Below are 18,747 nucleotides of genomic sequence, written 5' to 3' on the forward strand. Positions count from 1 at the left end.
TCGAGTGACAAACGTCTTTCCTTCAAATCTAGCCTTCGGCATCTTCGATCATCTGGACGAGGACGGCCTCGATATCGCCCGGCAGTACGAAGATCGCCTGATATTAGCAGAGGCGTGCGATCAGCTAGGGTTCTATGCCTATCATCTCGCAGAGCACCACTGTACCCCCCATGGGAGAGGTCCATCGCCGAATCTGTTCTTATCGAGCGTCGCCCAGCGCACCCGGCGCCTGCGTCTCGGACCCTTGGTGATGCTGCTTGCGCTTTATCATCCGCTGCGTGCGTTCGAAGAGATCTGTATGCTGGACCAGTTGAGCGGTGGCAGGCTCGAACTGGGCATAGGGCGCGGTGCTCTCCCGATCGAATTGGGTTACTTCGGGATTGGTGCGGACGCGGTGCCGGGCCGCTATGCGGAAGCCAGCGAAATTCTTGTTGAAATACTTGTTAATGCCATGAAGGTTGGCACGCTGTGCTATCAAGGCCGCCATTTTGAGCTCAATGACGTTCCTTTGACGCTAAGACCTCATCAGCGTCCACATCCGCCGACATGGGTCGCCGCCAATCGACCCGAGTCCGCAGCCTGGGCCGCTGCGAATGGAGCAAATATCGCGTGTGTAGGACCTTCCTCTTCTGTTCGCAAAACTACTGATGCGTTCCGCGCCTATCAAGAGGACAACACTGGCGCGGGCGATCGAGCGCCATTTATTGGATTGCTCCGCATGGTGGTGGTTGGGCGTTGTGACACACATGCCTATTCGCTCGCGGCACCTGCTTACGAAAGATGGCTCAAGAGCTTCCAATTCCTTTACGAGCTTAACGCTATCCCCACTCCACCCAACCTGCCGCTGACCTTCGATGCGGCAGTCGAGAGTGAATTGTGCGTGGTAGGATCAGCAGCGTCTGTGCGAGAAGCTCTGCTCAGTCAGTTGGAAGAGGCAGGTGCTAACTACCTTCTTTGTCAGCTGGCATTTGGGAATCTGCCGCTAGATGCTTCCCTATACACCGCGACGACCATTCAATCCGAAATCATGGCTCGACTTGGCTGACCATGAAATTCGCGGTCTGATCCGAAGGTAAATCGTTGTAACTGCGCTCCCTCACATTGCTCGAGCGTGCACGTGGTGGGGATTGGGAAATCGTGAGGGAGGCCAAACTGACGACGAGCCGGCGGCACAGATTACCAGGTTTGTGCGTTGGCCGGCATCTGGGCACGGTGTGAGACTGCACGATCCTAAGGAGATGATGGCCGAGCGCGTCACGATGCCGGCACGCATCTGCTCGTCGCGCTCGCGCTAGTCGTTGCCCATAGCCCGCCGCAAGAGGTTCTTCTTGACCGGGGCGGCGCCGGTGGCGGCTCCCGCATCCAGCTTCATCAGCGGCTCGGCGGTAGCAAAGCCGTCACTCGCTACGGCGCTGTTGAGGGCGCGCTCGCGAGCGGCTTTGCTACGCCGAGCGACACCACCTGGAGCGAGTTCGCCCGATGTCGCGGCGTGCACCGCGGTCGGATAACGACGCTGGAGGAAATCGTTCGCAGCCGGTCTTCACGATCCGCGCGAGTGCTTTGCATGAATGCTGCCTGCTTCCTCGTCTGCGGCTGCCTGAGTATCCGCCGGCACGCCCGAAGTCAATGTCAGTACCACAAGGCCGCCAAGACGTCAGGTCTGGGAGCCGGCTTGTACGGTCGTATCGTGTTCTGGAATATCGTCAAAGGAGGCGTAGTTGAGATTGTAGAGTTTGGAATACAGGCCGCCCATGGCTATTAGCTGATCGTGGTTGCCAGTCGCAATAACTTGGCCATTCTGAAGCACGATGATGCGGTCGGCACCCCGGATCGTGGCAAGACGGTGGGCGATGACGAGGCCAGTGCGCCCTTCAAGCAGCTTTATCAGAGCCTTCTGAATCTGCATTTCCGTGTAGCTGTCGATGTTGGCGGTAGCTTCGTCGAGCACGAGGATCTTGGCGTCGGCGACGAGGGCGCGGGCGAAACTGATAAGCTGGCGCTGGCCGAGAGATAAGTTGTCGCCGCGTTCGCCAAGTTGGGTCTCATACCCGTCGGCGAGGCTCATTATGAAGTCGTGGGCGCCGACCGCCTTGGCGGCCTCGATCACCTTGTCGCGCGTGGCTTCCGTCTTGTGGTATCGAATGTTCTCGAACACCGTCCCGGTGAACAGGAACGGCTCCTGCAGCACCATGGCGACCTGGCGGCCGAGCGATTCCTGGGTGAGATCGCGCACATCATGTCCGCCGACCAGCACTTGGCCCTGCTGAACATCATAGAAGCGGTGGACCAGGGCCATCGCGCTCGATTTGCCAGAACCGCTCGGCCCGACCAGTGCGACCGTCTCGCCGGGATTGACCCGGAAGGAGACATTTTTCAGCACCGAACGGTTCGGATTGTAGCCGAAGGTGACGTCCCTGAACTCGACCGAGCCGTCCATTTCGGGCGAAAGCACCTCGGCATTGGGTTTGTCCTGAACATCGATCTTGACGTCGAGCACATCGGTCAGGCGCTTGCCTGAGGCCATGGCGCGCTGCATGACCGAATATTGCAGGGTGAGTGAGCGGATCGGGTCAAAGAAGCGCTGGATGTAAAATAGGTAGGCAACCAATACGCCCACATCTATGCGGCCATTCATGACCATCGAGCCGCCGACCACAATAACGGCGGCCATGGCGAGGCCGGTGAGGCCATCGACGATAGGCACCATGACCAGTGCATATTTGGCAGCGATCAGGTGGGTCCTGAGGTTGGCATGGGCCTTGTCGTCAAAAAGGATGAAATTCACCTGCTGGCGGTCCATTGACTGGACGGTGCGCACGCCGTGAATGGCTTCGGCCAGCGCGCCGTTGACGACGGAATTAGTCTCGTGTGCGGCCATGAAGGCGTCGCGGGCACGCGGCAGCCAGACAATGCGGACGATCACCAGGACCGGCAGAACCGAGAGCGTCAGGAGGCCGAGGCGGAAGTCGAGCCACAGCATTACGAAAACGATGCCGAAGAGAAGCGCAACATCGCCTACGGAATATACCGTGGTTTCGAGGAATTCCTGTATGGAGTTGACGTCGCCTTGCAGGCGCGACATGAGGCGTCCGACCTCGGTCTTGTCCATGAAGGAGAGCGAAACCTTCTGCAGATGGCCAAACATGGCGCGGCGGATGTCGAACAGGACAGTTTCGGCCACTTTCCCAACCACGGTTTCCTGCATGTAGCCGGCAGCGAAATTGACCAAAATCGCCAAAACGAACGCGCCGACGGCCGCAAGCTGGGCTGAGCGATCGGTCCTTTCCGGGTTCATGCCCTGGTCGATCGCGTAGCGGATGATCAACGGGATGAGAAGCTGCGTCCCGGTGAAGATCAGCATTGCTGCAATCGTGATGACTACCCTGGCCCGATAGGGACGGACGAAGGCCCAGATGCGCCGGAGGATGCTCTTGTCGAAAGCCCGGCCGAACATCTCCTCCTCGATGCGGTGCGAGCCGACAGCCGCGCGCGGAGGGCGTCTGCCGTCCTCACGTTCGGCTTCGAGTTCGCCGGCGCGGCGCTGCGCCATCAGCGGGCGCCCCCATACTGGGTCATAATGTCATCACCCGGGCGCGTCTGGAGATCGTAAAGGGCCCTGTAGCGTCCCCGCTTCGCCAAAAGCTCTTGATGCGTGCCGCGTTCTACGATTTCGCCGTTATCGACAAAAAGGATCTGATCGGCATGCATAAGCGCACTCAGCCGGTGCGCGATGATGATCGTCACCCGATCCTTAGCGAAGCGCCGCATCGCCGCGCGGATGCGCTGCTCGGTGCCGGCATCGATCGCCGCCGTTGAGTCGTCGAAAACGACGACGGAGGGGCGCAGCATCATGGTGCGAGCAATCGTGAGACGCTGGCGCTGGCCGCCAGAGAGAGAGACGCCGCGTTCGCCCACGACCGTCTCGTAGCCTGCTGGGAGCCCGAGGATGTAGTTGTGGAGCTGGGCAAATTCGCCAGCGCGTTCGATTCGCTGTCTCTTCGCCCAGGGATCGCCATAAGCGATGTTGTTCTCGATCGTGGTGGTGAATAGGAATGCATCCTGCTGTACGACGGCGACCGCCTTGCGAAGCGTCGCGAGGGTGACATTACGAATGTCCTGGCCGTCCAGCATGATGGCGCCACCGGTCACGTCGTAAAAGCGGGGGACCAGATGAGCCATCGTCGATTTGCCCGAACCCGGCGGACCGACGATCGCGATCGTCTCGCCTCTACGGGCCTCAAAGCTGAGGTTCTTCAGAATGGCGCGGTTTTCGGCGCTGGGGTAAGCAAACGAGACATTGTGGAAGCGCAGAGTGCCGTCGCCTATCTCGAGCGGTCTGGCCTCGAGAGCATCCCTGATTGTGATCTCCTGGTCGAGGAGACCGAAAAGCCGCGAACCGCAGCTAGAAGCGCGGGCAAAGGCATTGACCATGAGGCCGATCTGGCGGACTGGCATTTGCAGGATTGTCATGAAGGTCAGGAAGGTCGCCACCGTTCCGACGCTGATCTCGCCAGCGACGAGCTTGCTGCCACCGATCCAGAGCACCAATCCCATTGCGAAAAAGAAGGACAAGGTCATCGCCGACGTGCTGGGCACGTAGATGTCAACGCGGTCGTTGGCGAGGTCGAGCGCGTTCTTGGAAGCGCCGTCGAACTTCTGCATCTCATAGGCTTGAGCCGCAAAAGCGCGGACCACGCGGATGCCTGCGAGGTTTTCCTCCATCACGCGGCTTAGTACCGAAAGCCGCTCATGCAGGTCGAGCCAGGTGGCGCGCAGCCTAAGCTGTGTGGCCGATGAGCGCCAAGCGACAAAAGGCACGAAGCTCAGCGCGACCAGGCCGAGCATGGGATCGGTCGAGATCATCATATAGGCGCCGATCCCGATCAGCATGGTGAGCAGGACCACGCGAACGAGCGCGGTGGAAAAATACATCCGCACGCCTTGGAGATCGAGCATTCCGATGGTGATCAGATCGCCTGAATGGACCCGGTCGTGAAAGGAAAAGCTGAGACGCTGGATCTTGTCGTAGTAGGCGAGCCGCAGTTCGTACGCGACATGATGCCCGACGGCTTCGGCAAAATAGTTCTGCGCCATCGTGAAAAGGCCGCGTAGCGCGCTGACGGCGAGCAGCAGGAGAGCCGGAATCCAGAGCGCTTGTCCTGCCGCGGTCCCCGCGACACCGCCCCCGATGGCTGTCTGGGTCTGGTCGACAGCCCGGCCGAGCAGCTGGGGAATGAGCAACTGGAGGATTGCCGCCATGATCGTCGAGCCCATAGCGAAGGCGACCTGCCAGGGATGCCGCAAATTCATCCGCGTGATGCGCAACAGCGTACTCAAATCCCGGCCCCAGCGCGCCGCTTCCACATGGGTCAACGAATTCAGAGCGTTCGTTGCGCTGCCGATAGCATCACTGCTCACGGGTGTATTCCCGACTGCATTTTGCGCCTTCGAGGCAAGCCGAAGGACCAATCATCAAAGGGGCCCGCCATTGTTAATCCTGTCCACCACCTGCAGCAGGGCGCGTTCCTATAAGCCGAGCCGCGGCTTCACTTACTGGCATGTCGATCACCGTGATTCCGCTTGCCGCAAGGAAACGCGCTTCGTTTCTGGTCAGCGTTTCCGCGTCCATTACCGCGCAATATGGACCTCGGGAGCGCTTCATGATCTGCCTGGCGTAGGTGCGCAGCATCTGATCGTTGAAGCGGCAGCCAACGAAGAAAAGTCCACGGGTGATGCGCCGTTCCTTCACCACGTCTGGGATCGGTGTCTGGATATCGATTTCGGTCAGGACTTCGACATAGTCGGAATCTGCGACGAGAAAGTTTTGCGCCGGCCTAATACTCCCGTGAGGTGTATAGAGAACCGTCTTCGCCCCCGATCGGGGGTCGAGTTCCCTCCCGGACAAATCGTAGGTTTTCGTCCAAATGTTACCGATTTCGTTCGCCCGCGTGACGCCTTGTATCTCAACGACGTCCGTTCGGCCGGTCTCTACGAGAGCCGTGCGCATCGCGCCGTCGTACCAGCTGTCGACGATGAGGGAGAGCGGCAGCCTTGCGAGCCAGGCGTGGAGGAGGGTCGGCGCCACCGGCGCTGCGAATATGTCGGTCATCCAAGCTTGAAGCGTCCGGCGATGCCGGCGCTGTTCGATGAACTGCGCAACCGACCACATATTGGTGCGGATCCTGGAAGGGGCTGGCGCCCGTGCATTGAGTGCCGCGGCAACGACCTCCGGCGTATGTGGCACAGGCGGTTCCGCACAGTTGAACCCAAGAAGACCCGGACCGAGATAGGGGATCACCTCATCGGCGGCGAGCGCTTCCTTCGCCAGGTCAAGCAGCTTTTCGGCAAAACTGTCCCGCACGATGACGAGGTGGCCCGATGTCAGGATCGTGTTCATGCTCGTTTCCTCGCGACGCACCTATCAAGGGGCAGCATCAGTCCTGTTCGGAAACCTTCCTTGCCTCGACGGTGATCGGCAGACGCGTATCCCGTGGAAGATCGGGTAGGAGGAGCCGCCACCCGTTCCTGAGCGTCACAGTTCCGCCCCACAACTCTTCCTTCTCGAGCTTGATGATCGGCTCTTCGAGGTCCTTCTTCGGGACATACGCCGACAAGCCAGCCTCGGTCCTGCGGATCATGACTTTCATCTGGCCGTCCCTTCATTGGTATTGCTTTCAGCACTGCAGGGCGCCTCGGCTTTGTCGAGGCTCATCAGTTCACGCGCTCGCATGCCGACGACGGTGCCACGGTCGACCCATTCGACCGCATAGATGAAGAACTGCTGGAGAAAGGTGCCAATGTCGCGCACATATCCCTCGTCGCCCTTCCGCACGAGATTTTCGCCGATCTCCCTGCCAGGATAGGTGCCGTCATTTTTTATGTGGCGAGTGGCACGTACCCGCTCTCCCGGCATGAATCGTGGAGGCCTGCGGATTTCGACCTCCTCTTCGCGTCCGAGCGACATATCCGTTCCCTGATTCTCTTGAGGCTGCAGATTGTGAACAAAGGCGTTCCAGGCGTCCTGCGAAGGCATCCCCGACCATGTCGGCAGCCCAATGCTCGTCACGCAGGAACGCAGGTCTTCGGCACCGGGCATACCGAGGCACATTGCTGCGCATCGAAGACCCCGTCGCACTCGGTGCACTTTTGCGGCTCGATCACATAGCTCTCGCCTTTGAACTTGATCGCGCCGGAGGGACACTCGAATTCGCAGGCGCCGCATTGGGTGCATTGGGATGCGATGATCTTGAAAGCCATTTTAACTCCTGGTCCGAATGGATGAGACGCGCTCAGGCCGTCGCCGCGAGTGCGGGGGTCCCAGACGCGGCCGCGTAAATCGCGCTGATTGCGGTCTCGATATAGTCGTGGGCATATGCGTCGGTGGCTTGGATTCCAGCGTCGGCGAGCTGATCCTGCGGGCAGTTTCCGATCTTGGCGCACAGCACGACATCTATGCCCTCAAGCGCAGCGATGACGCCATCGAGGGCGGCTTCTCCGCCCCAGCCGCCGAGACAATACTGCTCGACCTTGCGATGCCCGACAAAGCTGATCCCTCTCGGCGAGGCTTCGTAAACCTGGAATTCCTTCGCATGGCCGAAATGTTCATTGACGCGGCCGCCGCCCTTGGTCGCCACCGCGAAGAGAAGGGACTTGCCGGGGCTCGCTGCCTTGACCAATCCGATCGCTTCTCTCCTAGCCGCCACGTGATCACGGCGCTCCTCCGCGACCAGCTCCCGATAGGCCTTGCGATTGCTGGCATCGTAGGTGACCTCGCCGGGAATTCGGTCGACTGTGAATTCCTGGCCACGATCCTCACCGAGCAGGCCGACGGCATCTGCCCGGCACTGCCGGCAGTGGCGCATCAACTGGGCGCCGCCTTCGACACGATCCTGAAGAGCCTTCATCTCCATTGCGTTTGGGCCGCGTTGCCCGCTCAGTCCGTAGTGCGTGCCGTGCGCCGGGTCCGAAATCAGCGGCATGAGGTTGTGCAGGAACGCGCCTCGCTCCTTGACCCATCTATTCACCTCGATCAGATGCTCATCGTTCACGCCGGGGATCATCACCGAATTGATTTTGGTGAGGATGCCGCGCGCGGTCAGCATCTCCAGACCCAACATTTGCCGCTCGTGCAGGATCCGGGCGGCTTCGATGCCGACGTAGCGGCGATGGTCGTAAAAGATCCAAGGATAGATCTTTGCACCGACCTCAGGGTCGACCATGTTGATGGTGATCGTCACGTGATCGACATTCATGTCGGCAAGCTCATCGACATGGTCCGGCAGCGCGAGCCCATTCGTGGAGATGCAAAACTTGATGTCTGGGATTTCCCTGGCAACTCGTTCGAACGTTGCCTTCGTCTTCTTCCAGTCGTAACAGGCATCGCCCGGTCCGGCGATGCCGAGCACGGAGAGCTGCGGCACCTCGTTGGCGACCGCGACCACCTTGCGTAGCGCCTGGTCGGGCGTCAGGTTTTCGGAGACCACCCCAGGCCGGCTTTCGTTGGCGCAGTTATATTTGCGATTGCAGTAGTTGCACTGGATATTGCAGCCGGGCGCGACCGCGACGTGCATGCGCGCGAAATAGTGATGCGCCTCTTCTGAAAAGCAGGGGTGATCCTTGATCTTTTCCCAGATAGCCGGATCCATGTCGTCCGGCTTTATCGACGAGCCGCAGGACGAAGACGCGCAGCCACCGGCTTTCACGGTGGCAAGCAACTGGTCATCGAATGTCGTGCTGAGGCTCTCAAGCGAAATTGCCGGTGCGGACATCGAACGGCTCCGTTGCTGGGTGAATGTCGCAGTTCAAACCGCAAGAGCTATGCCAGCTCAAAGAGCGGGTTTGGTTCACGAATTGGCTTTCGTGTCGGATTCCGTCGGATTGCTCCGACACACCTTTGTCGGGCTTCCGACAGTGGACAAGCAAATCGGGTCGCGAAGGCTACCAGCCTTGGGCGCGAAGAGTGTGAGGGAGACTACTCCGGGCTTACGTTTGACGTCATCACGACTTCTAGAATTTCTTCACCTCGATGCCATGCCGGCGCAGCGCGTAGCCGATTTGCCGCGGCGTGAGGCCGAGGATACGAGCCGCTCTGGCCTGAACCCAACCGGCCTTGTCCATCGCGTCGATCAGCCGGTCGCGTTCCGTCAGACGCGGGGGACAAGCGGGATCGTTCGGATCGCCGGCCGCTAGGGGAGATGCGTTGCCTGCGGAGGCACCGATGCGACTGGCCGGCAGCCGCAATCCGACCGGCACTGCGTTGACCCGTGCGAGATCGTCGATGGCATTGCCGCCATTCGAGCGGTCGGCTCGCTTCCAGAGGAGCCAGGAAAGGCACTGGCTCTTCTTACAGGCGAAATCGGATTGAGTGATCGTCCTTGAACGCGCAAGTGTGGCCGTCCTTTGGACGCAGTTCTCCAGCTCGCGGACGTTACCAGGGAAGTAGCATTGCGAGATCAGGTCAAGCGCCGACGGTGCGAAGGCGAGTGCGCGATCGTTCTCCTTGTTGAATCGGTTGAGGAAGGCGTTCGCAAGGCGTGGAATATCGCCGGGTCGCTCTCTGAGCGGAGGCAGGATAATTGGCACCACATTGATCCGGTAATAAAGGTCGGCCCTGAACTCCCCTTTTATGACGGCCGTCTCGAGGTCCTTGTTGGTGGCGCATATGAGGCGCACGTCGACCTGTAGCGTTTTGGTGCCGCCGACTCGCTCCAACTCGCCTTCCTGCAAGACACGCAACAGTTTGGCTTGAAAGGCCGGCGAAATCTCGCCGATTTCATCAAGTAGCAGCGTCCCCTCATTTGCCAATTCAAAACGACCGGCGCGCTGGGAGATAGCACCCGTGAAAGCGCCCTTTTCATGCCCAAACAGTTCTGACTCCAGAACGCTTTCAGACAGTGCGGCGCAGTTCAATTTAACGAAAGACTTCTTCCTCCGACGTGAGAGCTTATGGATGGCTTGCGCAAAGAATTCCTTGCCGGTGCCGCTTTCACCCCGCAGTAGCACGGTGGAATTGGTTCCTGCTACGACCGAGACGGTTTCGAGCACCTGCTTGAGTGCGGGGCTTTCCCCGATGATCCCGTCGATTTTGACATCCGCATGCCGGGCAGGGTCGTAGGTCCTCCCCTCGTTGGGCGATTTCTCCGGTCTCCATTGCTCATGGACACACCGCTGACGATCTGTACTCAGGGTACGATGGAGACGGATGGTCCGGCCGACAAGGTTGGCGACCATCGTCAGGAAGTATGTGTCCTCGTCGTCGCGAAAGTCGGTGGCGCCGTCTCCGGCGCGGTCGATCGACAATGTCCCAAGGATATTATGATCAGCCTTTAGCGGGATACCGATAAAGGCAATTGGGATGGTGCCGCTGCTCGAAGATGTTTGAAGGTCAGCCTGAAATAGTTGGGACTTGCGGACGTCCGGTATGAAGAGCGGCGTCCCCGTAGCGACGATTTGATCTGTTATGGCCTGTGGTATGACGCGGCGAGTGCCTGATTGAGGTGCGTGGGTATTGCCGGCAGCTGCGGCAATCTCCGGCTCTCCTTCAGCGTCCAGGACGACGATTGCTCCGTGACGCATCTGCAGAAACGAAGGCAGGATGTTCACGACATTGGCGAGCGTAATCTCCAGCTCGCTGGGGGCGGTCAGCACCTTCGATATCTCGTAGAGTCCCCTGAGCGCGATATCTGCTTGGGGCATGCTTTTGATGGGCGGTTCAGGGCGGGTATCCCGAGGTGCTACCTCGTCGACCCGATCTTGCGGTACGTGAGCCATGGAAACACCTCAGCGGTTGTCGTCCAGAGTGCTCCTCCTTTTGTGTCTGAGTCTGAATTCTGAAAGCACAGTATTCACGAGCTTCTCTTCGTGGCGCGGCAATTCAAGCAAAGATAGACTTGGCGTTGGTCGCGACCTCAGGTGTACCAAGATTGACCTCTTGATACGGTGCGTGCGTCCTCATCCGAATTTGAAGAGGACTCCGAAGCCGCCGCGTGGATAGTTCCACTCGATCTCGCCACTGGTCTCGCACAAAATCCGGCAGGTGCCGCACTCCATGCAGCCGTCGGCGGTGATCTCCACTTGACCTTTGTCGTTCAACTCATAACATTTCGCGGGGCAGACGTGGGTCAGCGCGAGCAAGTTCGCGCTTGGCCTCTCGTGCGGTCGCACTTTGATATGCGGACGGCCGGAATCCACCAAGTAGCGGTTCTGGTAAAGCTTGTCCTCGACACGTGACTTCGTCACTGCGATCGTCATTTCGTCTCCCCTCAGCGCCACGCCAATGCAAGGCGGACCGCGTCGCTGACCAGCCCCCAGCGCGAGCGCGCCTTGATGAAGGCCGCCGTGGTCGCCTTTTCCTTCTCGATCTTCGGCGTGCCGTCGACACGCATGAAGTTCTGCGCGGCTTGCGACATCAACCGCGGATAAGCCGTGAAGTAATTGCAGGAATTGGTGTGGAGCAAGGCCGGCATGTCTTTGTATTTCCTTAGGTCCTTGACCACGAAGGACTTGTCCAGCATGGCTTTGTAAAGGGCGAGGTTCCGTTTGGTCATAGGACCGTTGCGGCTCTTGACCTCGATGATTGCCTCAGCCGCGATGCGGCCGGAGGTCATGGCGAGGTTCGAACCCTCGCGGTGAATGGCGTTGTTCAGTTGCGCGGCATCGCCGACCACGACCCAACCGTCGCCAAAGAGCTGCGGAATAGCCTTGTAACCGCCTTCGGGAATGAGATGCGCGGAATATTCTTTCACTTCCGAGCCGGCAATCAGCGGCCGGATCGAAGGATGGGTTTTTAAGGCGTCGAGGAGGACGTAAGGGCTCTCGACCATCGCGGCGAAATCGGAGACGAGGCAGCCAATGCCCAGTGAGATCGACTCCTTGTTGGTGTAGAGGAAGCCGAGCCCGGCCATGCTGCGGGAGGTCGTGCCCACCGCCTCGATCACGCAGCCTTCATCGCCTTTGAGGCCGAACCGCTGCTCAATGACCTCTTCGGGCAGGAAATGCATTTCCTTGACGGCGAGCGCCACGGTTTGCGGCTTCGGCATCTCGCGCAGGCCGGCCCGCGTGCCAAGCAGTCCGCAGACACCTTCTGCGAGGACGACCACGTCCGCGTAGATGGCTCCGCCGGCCCGGTCTGTGCGGACGCCGATCACCCTGTCCTTGGCGTCACGGATGAGTTCCGTCACGGTCGTCTCGCACAGAACCGTCGCGCCGGCCTCGCGCACCTTACGCGAAAACCATTTATCGAACTGGGCACGGATGATCGTGTAGCGGTTGGGCTTCGCCTCATTGAAGTCGTCCGACCGATAGTGAATCCCGGTGTGGGACGTGTCGTCCATCACCCAAAGCCGCTGTTCAACCAAATGCCGCTCAAGAGGCGCATCGTCGCGGAAATCCGGGATGATCTTCTCCAGCATGTTCGCGTACATGATGGCACCCTGGACATTCTTGGACCCCGGATATTCACCCCGCTCCAACTGCAGCACCTTCAGGCCGTGGCTGGCCATGGTGTAAGCAGCTGCGTTTCCGGACATGCCGGCCCCAATAACAATGGCGTCGAATTGTTCCTCAATCATGTCCATCCCTTAGCTCGCAAGCTTGTCGCGACTGTGGGGCGACAGCCGCCGGGTGAAGGCTTCCGTCAGTGCGGGCAGGAAGCGGATCGCGTCGGTGACGATCCCGAGGTGAGCGAAATCGAAAATCGGCGCGTTCGGGTCGGTGTTGATGGCGACGATGAGATCCGCCCCCTCGACGCCAACCCGGTGCTGGACGGCGCCGGAAATCCCAGCCGCTATGTAAAGCTTCGGCCGGATGGTCTTGCCAGTTTGGCCGATCTGCCGATCAGCCGACATCCAGCTCTTCTGGACCAACGGGCGCGAACAGCCATGCTCGGCACCAATTGCCCGCGCGAGATTCTTCACAAGCTGCAGGTTCTCCGCCGCGCCAAGACCGAGGCCTCCCGCAACCACGACGTCGGCATAGGCAAGATTTGCCTTTGCCGACTGACTATCCGGCAGGAAGCCCAGGACTTTGGTAACGATCTCGTCCTCGGCTACCGAGAGCTTGTGCCGGATGACACGCCCGACCGGTTTATCCGCCCGCTGCGGCATGGGCATGACCCTCGGTCGCACTGTCGCCATCTGGGGGCGGAAATTGAGCGTATAGATCGTGCACAACAAGGAACCGCCGAAAGTCGGACGGGTGGCGGCGAGCGAACCGTCGGTATCCACATCGAGTTCGGTGCAGTCGGCCGTGAGCCCTGTCTGCAAGGTCGTCGCCACGGAGCCGGCAAGATCCCTGCCGAGTGTGGTGGCACCGAGAAGAAGGATCTCGGGTTTGTGGGTATCGACCAGATCCGTCATCGCCTTGGTGAAAGGCTCGTTCCTGTAGTCGGCGAGCAGCGGCTCCTCGACGATGTAGACCAGGTCGGCACCATAAGCGAAGGCTTCGGCAACGGCGTTCCCGATGGCCTCTCCCGGCGGTCCAAGCACGACGCCCGCAAGCTGGACCTGAAGCTTGTCTGCTAACTTGCGGCCTTCGCCGAGCAGTTCGAATGATACGGGATGGACCTGACCGCGTTCGAGCTCGATGAAAACCCAAACGTGCCGGTAGTCCTTGAAATGCGCGGGCAGCTCCTTCTTTATGCCGGCACGGCCGGCGGCAGGGCGACGGGTTTCTCGGTTCGCGTTCGACATCGTCTGATCCTTGCCCTCTCACGCGCCGCCGTTGAAGGCGAGCTCATGTTCCAATGCCGGCTGGCGGGTGAAGATTGCCGTGATGAGTTCGTCAGCGACATCGCGCAAAGCCATCTCGGCGGTGTCGATTTTTGCCGCCTTTTCCGCCCGCGCAGGAGGGGCGAAAACACGCTTGACGACCGTCGGTGAACCGCGCAGGCCGCATTTGGTGAGATCCTCAATGCCGGCGTCGGCGGCACTCCATTTCAAGACCTGGCTGCGCGCGGCGCCCAGGGCGTCCTGGATCGAGCCCCGGCGGATCTCGTTTGTGCCTTCCAGCATGGTGATGAGGCAAGGGAGCCTGCTCTGCAGCATCTGTGTGCCGCCTTCCGAGCGGCGCTCGACCTTGATCTCGCGTGCAGCAAGGTCAATAGAGGCGATCTTCGCGACATAGGTCAGTTGCAGGAGTCCGAGGCGCTTGGCGATGCCGGGCCCGACCTGGGCGGTGTCGCCATCGATCGTCTGCTTGCCGGTGAAGACGAGGTCTGGCGTGCCGAACGTCTCGCCAACCTTCGCGATTGCCTGGGAAAGGGCGAACGAGGTCGCCAGCGTGTCGGAGCCGGCAAAATAGCGGTCGGTCAAGAGCACCGCTCGGTCGGCGCCGTAACCGAGCGCCTTGCGCAGCGCGTCCTCTGCCATGGGCGGACCCATAGTGAGCACGGTGACTTCGCCACCATAGTCGTCTCGCAGTCTGAGGGCTTCTTCGAGGGCGAACAGGTCGTAAGGGTTGATGATAGTCGGAACACCCTGGCGCATGATCGTGTTCGTCACCGGATGGACCCTTATCTGTGCCGAGTCCGGCACCTGCTTGATGCAGATTACGATGTGCATTGGCGGTTTCTCTAGGCTCCTGTCCGGATGCGGGCTTGGCTGTTATCTCTTTGGTGCGCATCATTCGTGCCAACTGTTTTGCGCTGCCCCCTATTCCCAGAACTTCGCTTGGTTGCTTCTGAGGGCGCCGTGGTGATGACCGGATTTGTCGGCTTCTCGACATTGTCGCGTCGCAACCCGTGTCGCGGTCATTCCTGTCCGAACCGCTTCAGTACGGAGTCGAACGGGACAAAGGTGCGGCCCGGCGTGGCAGGTTTGTTCGGATCGTGGTCTTTGAGCACCTTGAAGACCCGATGGGTGAGCGGCGAGGAAACCGCGAAGTCCTCGTAAGCGCGTTCGAGCGTCGCGCGCACCCGCGCGGCAATCACCTGGTCGGGCAGACCGGAGAAATCCTCTTCGGCAAGGTATTGGCCCACGCGCTTCATGATATGGAGCCGTGAGACATTCAGCACCTTCGGATCATAGGAGACGCCAAGGACTGCGAAGAACTCCTCCGCAGCCGACAGGCGCTTCAGTCGTGCGAGGATGTCGGTGACATCGATGGGGCGGCTGTCAGCGGAACAATTCATTGCATTCTCCCTGGTCGGAAAACTGTGGTGTCGGTGCGCTCGCGCACGGCTGACCTGGACCCGCACAGCTCCGCGAGGGATGCCTCGCTGCACATTCCATCGTAGAGCTCGACCAGTTGAGTTGCAGTGACGGTCGATTTGGTCTCGGCCGCCTCGCGCCGGACGCGGGCCACCATCGCGGCTGCCAGATCCGGGTCGAGATCGCGACCGCTTTCGCTCAGCACATGGGCAATCGCAGTGGCGCCGGAATGCTTGCCGATGACGATACGCCGGCAGCGGCCCACGAGAGCCGGATCGAGCCCTTGATAACTACGCGAGTCCTTTAGCAGCCCTGCGACGTGAATGCCGGATTCGTGGGTGAAAACATCGGCGCCGACGACCGGCTTAATGGCCGCGGTCTGCCGGCGGGCGGCCCAAGCCACCTGGGCGGCGAGGTCGGGCAATGCGGTCAGCTCGATGCCGGTATCCGCGCCGTCGAAGACCGCCATCGCGGCGGCCACCTCTTCCAGCGCGGCATTGCCCGCACGCTCGCCGAGCCCCAGGACGGTGACGGACGCATGGCGCGCGGCTGCGCGGATTGCGGCCAGCGTGTTGGCGGCAGCAAGTCCGAGATCGTTGTGCGCATGAAATTCAAGGTCGATTGGAGACTGCGCCACAAGCTAGGCGACAAGTTCGAAGGTCGAAAACGGGTCGAGAACGCCGACTGTGTCGGCTAGCCTGACGCGGCTTGCGCCGGCGCGTGCAGCCGTCTCGATGACGCGGGCGAGATGATCCCGATTGGCCCGCGAGGCATCCTCGGCGCCCACCGCGACGAAGAAGCCGGCGGCGGCTGCGCGCCTCACCATATGTTCGATGACCTGGAGCGCTCCCGCCTTATCGAGGCCGAGCTTGGCGGCAAGTTGGATGTCCGACGCAGGCAGCGATAGATTGACGGCGTGGACGCCGCTCTCGATCGCTGCATCGAGATCCAGCGACGTCATCCGGCACCAGGCCATGAGCCGAACCGGGAGACACCGCGCGACCACGGCGCGAATTGTTTCGATCTCGTCGGCGCCCATGACCGGCGTGCCGATCTCGATCTCTGTGACGCCGGCCGCCGCAAGAGACTCGGCGATCTCCAGCTTTTCCGTCGTGGTAAAGGAGACGCCGGGCGCCTGCTCGCCATCGCGCAAGGTCGTATCGTTGAGAAAGACATGACGGGTCATGAACGGTAGCCTGTTCTGCTGCCGCTCAGGCATAGACCGGATTGAACGTCTTCGGAGCTTCGCTTACCCGGCCCAGAACTGGGAAAGCCACGCAGCTTCTCCACGATTGCCGGCATGACCTCGAGCACCCGGTCGACGTCCGCTTCGCCGTTGTCCCGCGCCAAGGAGAAGCGGACTGCCGCGTGTGGCGTTTTCATTGCGCTCAGGACATGGCTCGGTTCCAGAGAGCCGGAGGTGCAGGCAGAGCCGGAGGAACACGCGATGCCCACGCGGCTGAGGAGGAGTGGAATTCCATCACTTTCGACATGTTCGAAGGAGATGTTTGCGGTGTTGGGCAACCGTTCCAGGGGATCTCCAGTGACACAGGTGCTTGGGATGCGCTGGAGAATCCCGTCCTCTAAACGGTCGCGGAGCGACTTTACCCGTGTGGTCTCGTCGTCCATGAATTTCAAGGCGAGTTCGGCCGCCATGCCGAGCCCGACTATGCCGGGCGTATTCTCGGTGCCAGCACGCCGGTTGTGTTCTTGGTGGCCCCCCTTGATCAGCGAGTGGAAATTGACGCCACGTTTTACGAAAAGCGCGCCGATCCCTTTCGGCCCGTGCAGCTTGTGGCCGGAGAGCGACAGCATGTCGATTGCGGTCGACTTCAGGTCCATCGGAAGCTTGCCGACCGCCTGCACAGCATCGGTATGGAAAAGGGCGCCCACTTCCTTGGCCAACTCGGCAAGCCTGGCGACGGGGAAGATCACACCAGTCTCATTGTTCGCCCACATTATCGAGACGATTGCCACCTGTGGGGTGAGGGCGGCCATATAGGCGTCGAGGTCGAGCCGGCCACGGCAATCCACCGGGATCCTGTGCACCTTGACGCGGCGGGTCTTCTCAATATGCGCGCAGAGCGTCAGCACGGCGGGATGCTCGACCGCGGACGTAACGATCTCGGTTCGGTTGGGCGCCGCCTCGAGCGCCGAAAGAAGCGCTGCATTGTCGCTTTCTGTCCCACCCGAGGTGAAGGTGATCTCATCGTCGAACTCCGCGCCGATCAGAGCTTGCAACTGCCTCCGCGCCTTTCTCACCGCCGCACTGACTGAGGCGCCAAGAGCGTGCGCCGACGAAGGGTTGCCGAATTGATCCCTAAAGAACGGCAACATCGCTTGCACGACCTCAGGATCGGCCCGTGTGGTTGCGTTGTTGTCGAGGTAGACAGGTTTCATGTGCGATCCTCAGTTGACCGGAATGACGCGAGCGTGCGACCGCCTCATTGAGCCTCTGGCGCATGCCGTTGATGATGATGGGCCCGAACTGGCAGCCGGCGCAGACGCCCGAGAGTTTGACTTAGACCGGATCGGCGTCGACACGGACAAGTCCGCAGTCGCCGCCGTCAGCCCGCAGGTAAGGACGCCCGAACACGACAACGTTGTCGATAAGCCGAATTTGGCGCAGCGGCGCGATTTGGCCGCCAGCAGCTTGGGTGCCACCAGGAACCGAACTGTTTCGGGAGGCGACGTTCTTTGCATCCTACCTGAAGCGATTGCCGGTCCCAAGATCGGCTTCGACCTTGCCTTGTTCTTGAGGACAGGGACATCTGTTGTGCCGGCCATATAAGCCTCCTCTGCCGCAAATGAGTCCGTCAACGGCAATCGCTTCATGGACCCGCACAGGCGCTTCGGGCGATCAACTGAAGGACTTGCCGCAGCCGCACTTCGCGCGCGCGTTGGGGTTATCGAAGACAAAGCCGGAAGATTCGAGCCCGCTGAGGAAGTCGACGGTCATGCCGGCGACATGCGGTTGGGAGCCCGCGTCCACGAACAGCTTGATCCCATCTGTCTCGGTGATCGCGTCGCCCTCGCGCGACACGCTCTCCAGGCCCATTAAGTATTTGAAGCCGGCGCAGCCGCCGGCCTGGACCATGATGCGAAAGCCTTCCGCCGGCTCGCTGGCGCGGGAAAGAGCAGTCTTGATGGCGGCAACAGCGTTGTCGGTGAGCGTAATCATGGCTCCATTCTCCTCAGTCCGGGACCTGCTTGCGCATCACGTTGCATGCACCGTGCCAAAGCGAAAAAATGTTTCAACACAGCGCGGCATCTCTGACACTGCGGTGGTTCTTGTGAGTCCATTGCTGCGAAGGTGTCGGGCAATCGACACGTACTGTCGGGTTTGTCGGGTCCGCCACGCCGGATGTTGGGCCTGAGTTCTTGGCTGAACTCACATTAAACCAATGACCATTACAGAAGACTTCTTCTGAGCTTGCTTCGGCGCAGTTGGCACGGTTTTTGAAGCTCCATTTGGTGAGGCGGCAAGAGACTGCCGATCCACAATCATGTCGTGGGTGCCCTCGCGATCGATGGGGCGAAGCAAGGGAGCAACATGTCAGGACTGGGTCAGACACGCTTTGTTTGGCGAAGCAGCGCCGCC

General features: G+C 60.5%; 18 protein-coding genes and 1 pseudogene. 2 read left to right on the plus strand and 17 right to left on the minus strand.

What is annotated here, in order from left to right; translation table 11 throughout:
* Positions 1-4: 4 nt before the first annotated feature.
* Positions 5-1,045, plus strand: coding sequence for an LLM class flavin-dependent oxidoreductase (locus tag NKH28_RS15100; RefSeq protein WP_023678254.1), 1,041 nt, complete (start codon positions 5-7; stop codon positions 1,043-1,045).
* 246 nt (positions 1,046-1,291) lie between these two features.
* Here the strand turns inward: NKH28_RS15100 and NKH28_RS15105 are convergent, their stop codons facing one another.
* The 16 genes and pseudogenes from NKH28_RS15105 to nifS form a co-directional block, all read right to left on the minus strand.
* Positions 1,292-1,495, minus strand: a complete 204-nt coding sequence (locus tag NKH28_RS15105) for a hypothetical protein (protein ID WP_352979397.1) — start codon at positions 1,493-1,495, stop codon at positions 1,292-1,294.
* 159 nt (positions 1,496-1,654) lie between these two features.
* Entirely contained in the window at positions 1,655-3,550 is a 1,896-nt protein-coding gene (locus NKH28_RS15110) for an ABC transporter ATP-binding protein (protein ID WP_352979399.1), read from the minus strand.
* Positions 3,550-5,418: an ABC transporter ATP-binding protein gene (locus tag NKH28_RS15115; protein ID WP_352979401.1), complete on the minus strand. Its 1,869-nt coding sequence runs from the start codon at positions 5,416-5,418 to the stop codon at positions 3,550-3,552. Before NKH28_RS15115 ends, NKH28_RS15110 begins: the two co-directional genes overlap by 1 nt.
* 73 nt (positions 5,419-5,491) lie before the next feature.
* A complete protein-coding gene (locus tag NKH28_RS15120; RefSeq protein ID WP_352979403.1) occupies positions 5,492-6,397 on the minus strand; it encodes an SIR2 family NAD-dependent protein deacylase in 906 nt (301 codons plus the stop codon).
* Between the two features lie 37 nt (positions 6,398-6,434).
* Positions 6,435-6,647 carry a putative nitrogen fixation protein NifT gene (gene nifT, locus NKH28_RS15125; RefSeq protein ID WP_352542071.1) on the minus strand — a complete coding sequence of 71 codons (213 nt, stop codon included), beginning with the start codon at positions 6,645-6,647 and terminating at the stop codon, positions 6,435-6,437.
* Entirely contained in the window at positions 6,644-6,964 is a 321-nt protein-coding gene (locus NKH28_RS15130; protein WP_352542072.1) for a nitrogen fixation protein NifZ, read from the minus strand. The genes nifT and NKH28_RS15130 overlap by 4 nt, the downstream gene beginning before the upstream one ends.
* A 98-nt stretch (positions 6,965-7,062) precedes the next feature.
* The gene (locus NKH28_RS34460; protein WP_502906622.1) at positions 7,063-7,257 is read right to left on the minus strand and encodes a 4Fe-4S dicluster domain-containing protein; all 195 of its coding nucleotides are present in this window, start codon (positions 7,255-7,257) and stop codon (positions 7,063-7,065) included.
* A gap of 32 nt (positions 7,258-7,289) precedes the next feature.
* Positions 7,290-8,768 (minus strand): nitrogenase cofactor biosynthesis protein NifB, encoded by a 1,479-nt coding sequence (gene nifB / locus NKH28_RS15140; protein ID WP_352979405.1) that lies wholly within the window; start codon positions 8,766-8,768, stop codon positions 7,290-7,292.
* A gap of 238 nt (positions 8,769-9,006) precedes the next feature.
* Positions 9,007-10,695 carry a nif-specific transcriptional activator NifA gene (gene nifA, locus NKH28_RS15145; RefSeq protein WP_352979407.1) on the minus strand — a complete coding sequence of 563 codons (1,689 nt, stop codon included), beginning with the start codon at positions 10,693-10,695 and terminating at the stop codon, positions 9,007-9,009.
* Between the two features lie 255 nt (positions 10,696-10,950).
* Complete coding sequence (locus NKH28_RS15150) at positions 10,951-11,250, minus strand: ferredoxin family protein (RefSeq protein ID WP_023678245.1); 300 nt, start codon at positions 11,248-11,250, stop codon at positions 10,951-10,953.
* Positions 11,251-11,261: 11 nt separating this feature from the next.
* Positions 11,262-12,569, minus strand: a complete 1,308-nt coding sequence (locus tag NKH28_RS15155) for an FAD-binding protein (protein WP_023678244.1) — start codon at positions 12,567-12,569, stop codon at positions 11,262-11,264.
* Positions 12,570-12,578: 9 nt separating this feature from the next.
* Positions 12,579-13,688 carry an electron transfer flavoprotein subunit alpha/FixB family protein gene (locus NKH28_RS15160; protein WP_352979409.1) on the minus strand — a complete coding sequence of 370 codons (1,110 nt, stop codon included), beginning with the start codon at positions 13,686-13,688 and terminating at the stop codon, positions 12,579-12,581.
* 18 nt (positions 13,689-13,706) lie between these two features.
* Complete coding sequence (locus tag NKH28_RS15165; RefSeq protein WP_352979411.1) at positions 13,707-14,558, minus strand: electron transfer flavoprotein subunit beta/FixA family protein; 852 nt, start codon at positions 14,556-14,558, stop codon at positions 13,707-13,709.
* Between the two features lie 188 nt (positions 14,559-14,746).
* Positions 14,747-15,127, minus strand: a complete 381-nt coding sequence (nifW, locus tag NKH28_RS15170) for a nitrogenase stabilizing/protective protein NifW (RefSeq protein ID WP_352503026.1) — start codon at positions 15,125-15,127, stop codon at positions 14,747-14,749.
* A pseudogene (gene nifV / locus NKH28_RS15175) lies at positions 15,124-16,332 on the minus strand (homocitrate synthase). Before nifV ends, nifW begins: the two are co-directional and overlap by 4 nt.
* A complete protein-coding gene (nifS, locus tag NKH28_RS15180; protein WP_352979414.1) occupies positions 16,329-17,546 on the minus strand; it encodes a cysteine desulfurase NifS in 1,218 nt (405 codons plus the stop codon). The pseudogene nifV and the gene nifS overlap by 4 nt, the downstream one beginning before the upstream one ends.
* Between nifS and NKH28_RS15185 the strand changes: the two genes are divergently transcribed.
* Positions 17,545-17,937, plus strand: coding sequence for a hypothetical protein (locus tag NKH28_RS15185; protein ID WP_352979416.1), 393 nt, complete (start codon positions 17,545-17,547; stop codon positions 17,935-17,937). The genes nifS and NKH28_RS15185 overlap by 2 nt on opposite strands.
* A gap of 69 nt (positions 17,938-18,006) precedes the next feature.
* Here NKH28_RS15185 and NKH28_RS15190 read toward each other — a convergent pair whose 3' ends face one another.
* Positions 18,007-18,327, minus strand: a complete 321-nt coding sequence (locus tag NKH28_RS15190; protein ID WP_352979418.1) for a HesB/IscA family protein — start codon at positions 18,325-18,327, stop codon at positions 18,007-18,009.
* Positions 18,328-18,747 lie beyond the last annotated feature (420 nt).

The organism is Mesorhizobium sp. M1227, from assembly GCF_040318315.1.
In the GTDB taxonomy this organism is placed as follows: Bacteria; Pseudomonadota; Alphaproteobacteria; order Rhizobiales; family Rhizobiaceae; genus Mesorhizobium.

Excerpts from the sequence above, each read along its gene's own strand:
- NKH28_RS15110 (WP_352979399.1), bottom strand. The coding sequence starts at position 3,550 with ATGGCGCAGCGCCGCGCCGGCGAACTCGAAGCCGAACGTGAGGACGGC.
- NKH28_RS15120 (WP_352979403.1), bottom strand. The coding sequence starts at position 6,397 with ATGAACACGATCCTGACATCGGGCCACCTCGTCATCGTGCGGGACAGT.
- nifT (WP_352542071.1), bottom strand. The coding sequence starts at position 6,647 with ATGAAAGTCATGATCCGCAGGACCGAGGCTGGCTTGTCGGCGTATGTC.
- NKH28_RS15130 (WP_352542072.1), bottom strand. The coding sequence starts at position 6,964 with ATGTCGCTCGGACGCGAAGAGGAGGTCGAAATCCGCAGGCCTCCACGA.
- NKH28_RS34460 (WP_502906622.1), bottom strand. The coding sequence starts at position 7,257 with ATGGCTTTCAAGATCATCGCATCCCAATGCACCCAATGCGGCGCCTGC.
- nifB (WP_352979405.1), bottom strand. The coding sequence starts at position 8,768 with ATGTCCGCACCGGCAATTTCGCTTGAGAGCCTCAGCACGACATTCGAT.
- nifA (WP_352979407.1), bottom strand. The coding sequence starts at position 10,695 with ATGCCCCAAGCAGATATCGCGCTCAGGGGACTCTACGAGATATCGAAG.
- NKH28_RS15150 (WP_023678245.1), bottom strand. The coding sequence starts at position 11,250 with ATGACGATCGCAGTGACGAAGTCACGTGTCGAGGACAAGCTTTACCAG.
- NKH28_RS15155 (WP_023678244.1), bottom strand. The coding sequence starts at position 12,569 with ATGATTGAGGAACAATTCGACGCCATTGTTATTGGGGCCGGCATGTCC.
- NKH28_RS15160 (WP_352979409.1), bottom strand. The coding sequence starts at position 13,688 with ATGTCGAACGCGAACCGAGAAACCCGTCGCCCTGCCGCCGGCCGTGCC.
- NKH28_RS15165 (WP_352979411.1), bottom strand. The coding sequence starts at position 14,558 with ATGCACATCGTAATCTGCATCAAGCAGGTGCCGGACTCGGCACAGATA.
- nifW (WP_352503026.1), bottom strand. The coding sequence starts at position 15,127 with ATGAATTGTTCCGCTGACAGCCGCCCCATCGATGTCACCGACATCCTC.
- NKH28_RS15185 (WP_352979416.1), top strand. The coding sequence starts at position 17,545 with ATGTGCGATCCTCAGTTGACCGGAATGACGCGAGCGTGCGACCGCCTC.
- nifS (WP_352979414.1), bottom strand. The coding sequence starts at position 17,546 with ATGAAACCTGTCTACCTCGACAACAACGCAACCACACGGGCCGATCCT.
- NKH28_RS15190 (WP_352979418.1), bottom strand. The coding sequence starts at position 18,327 with ATGATTACGCTCACCGACAACGCTGTTGCCGCCATCAAGACTGCTCTT.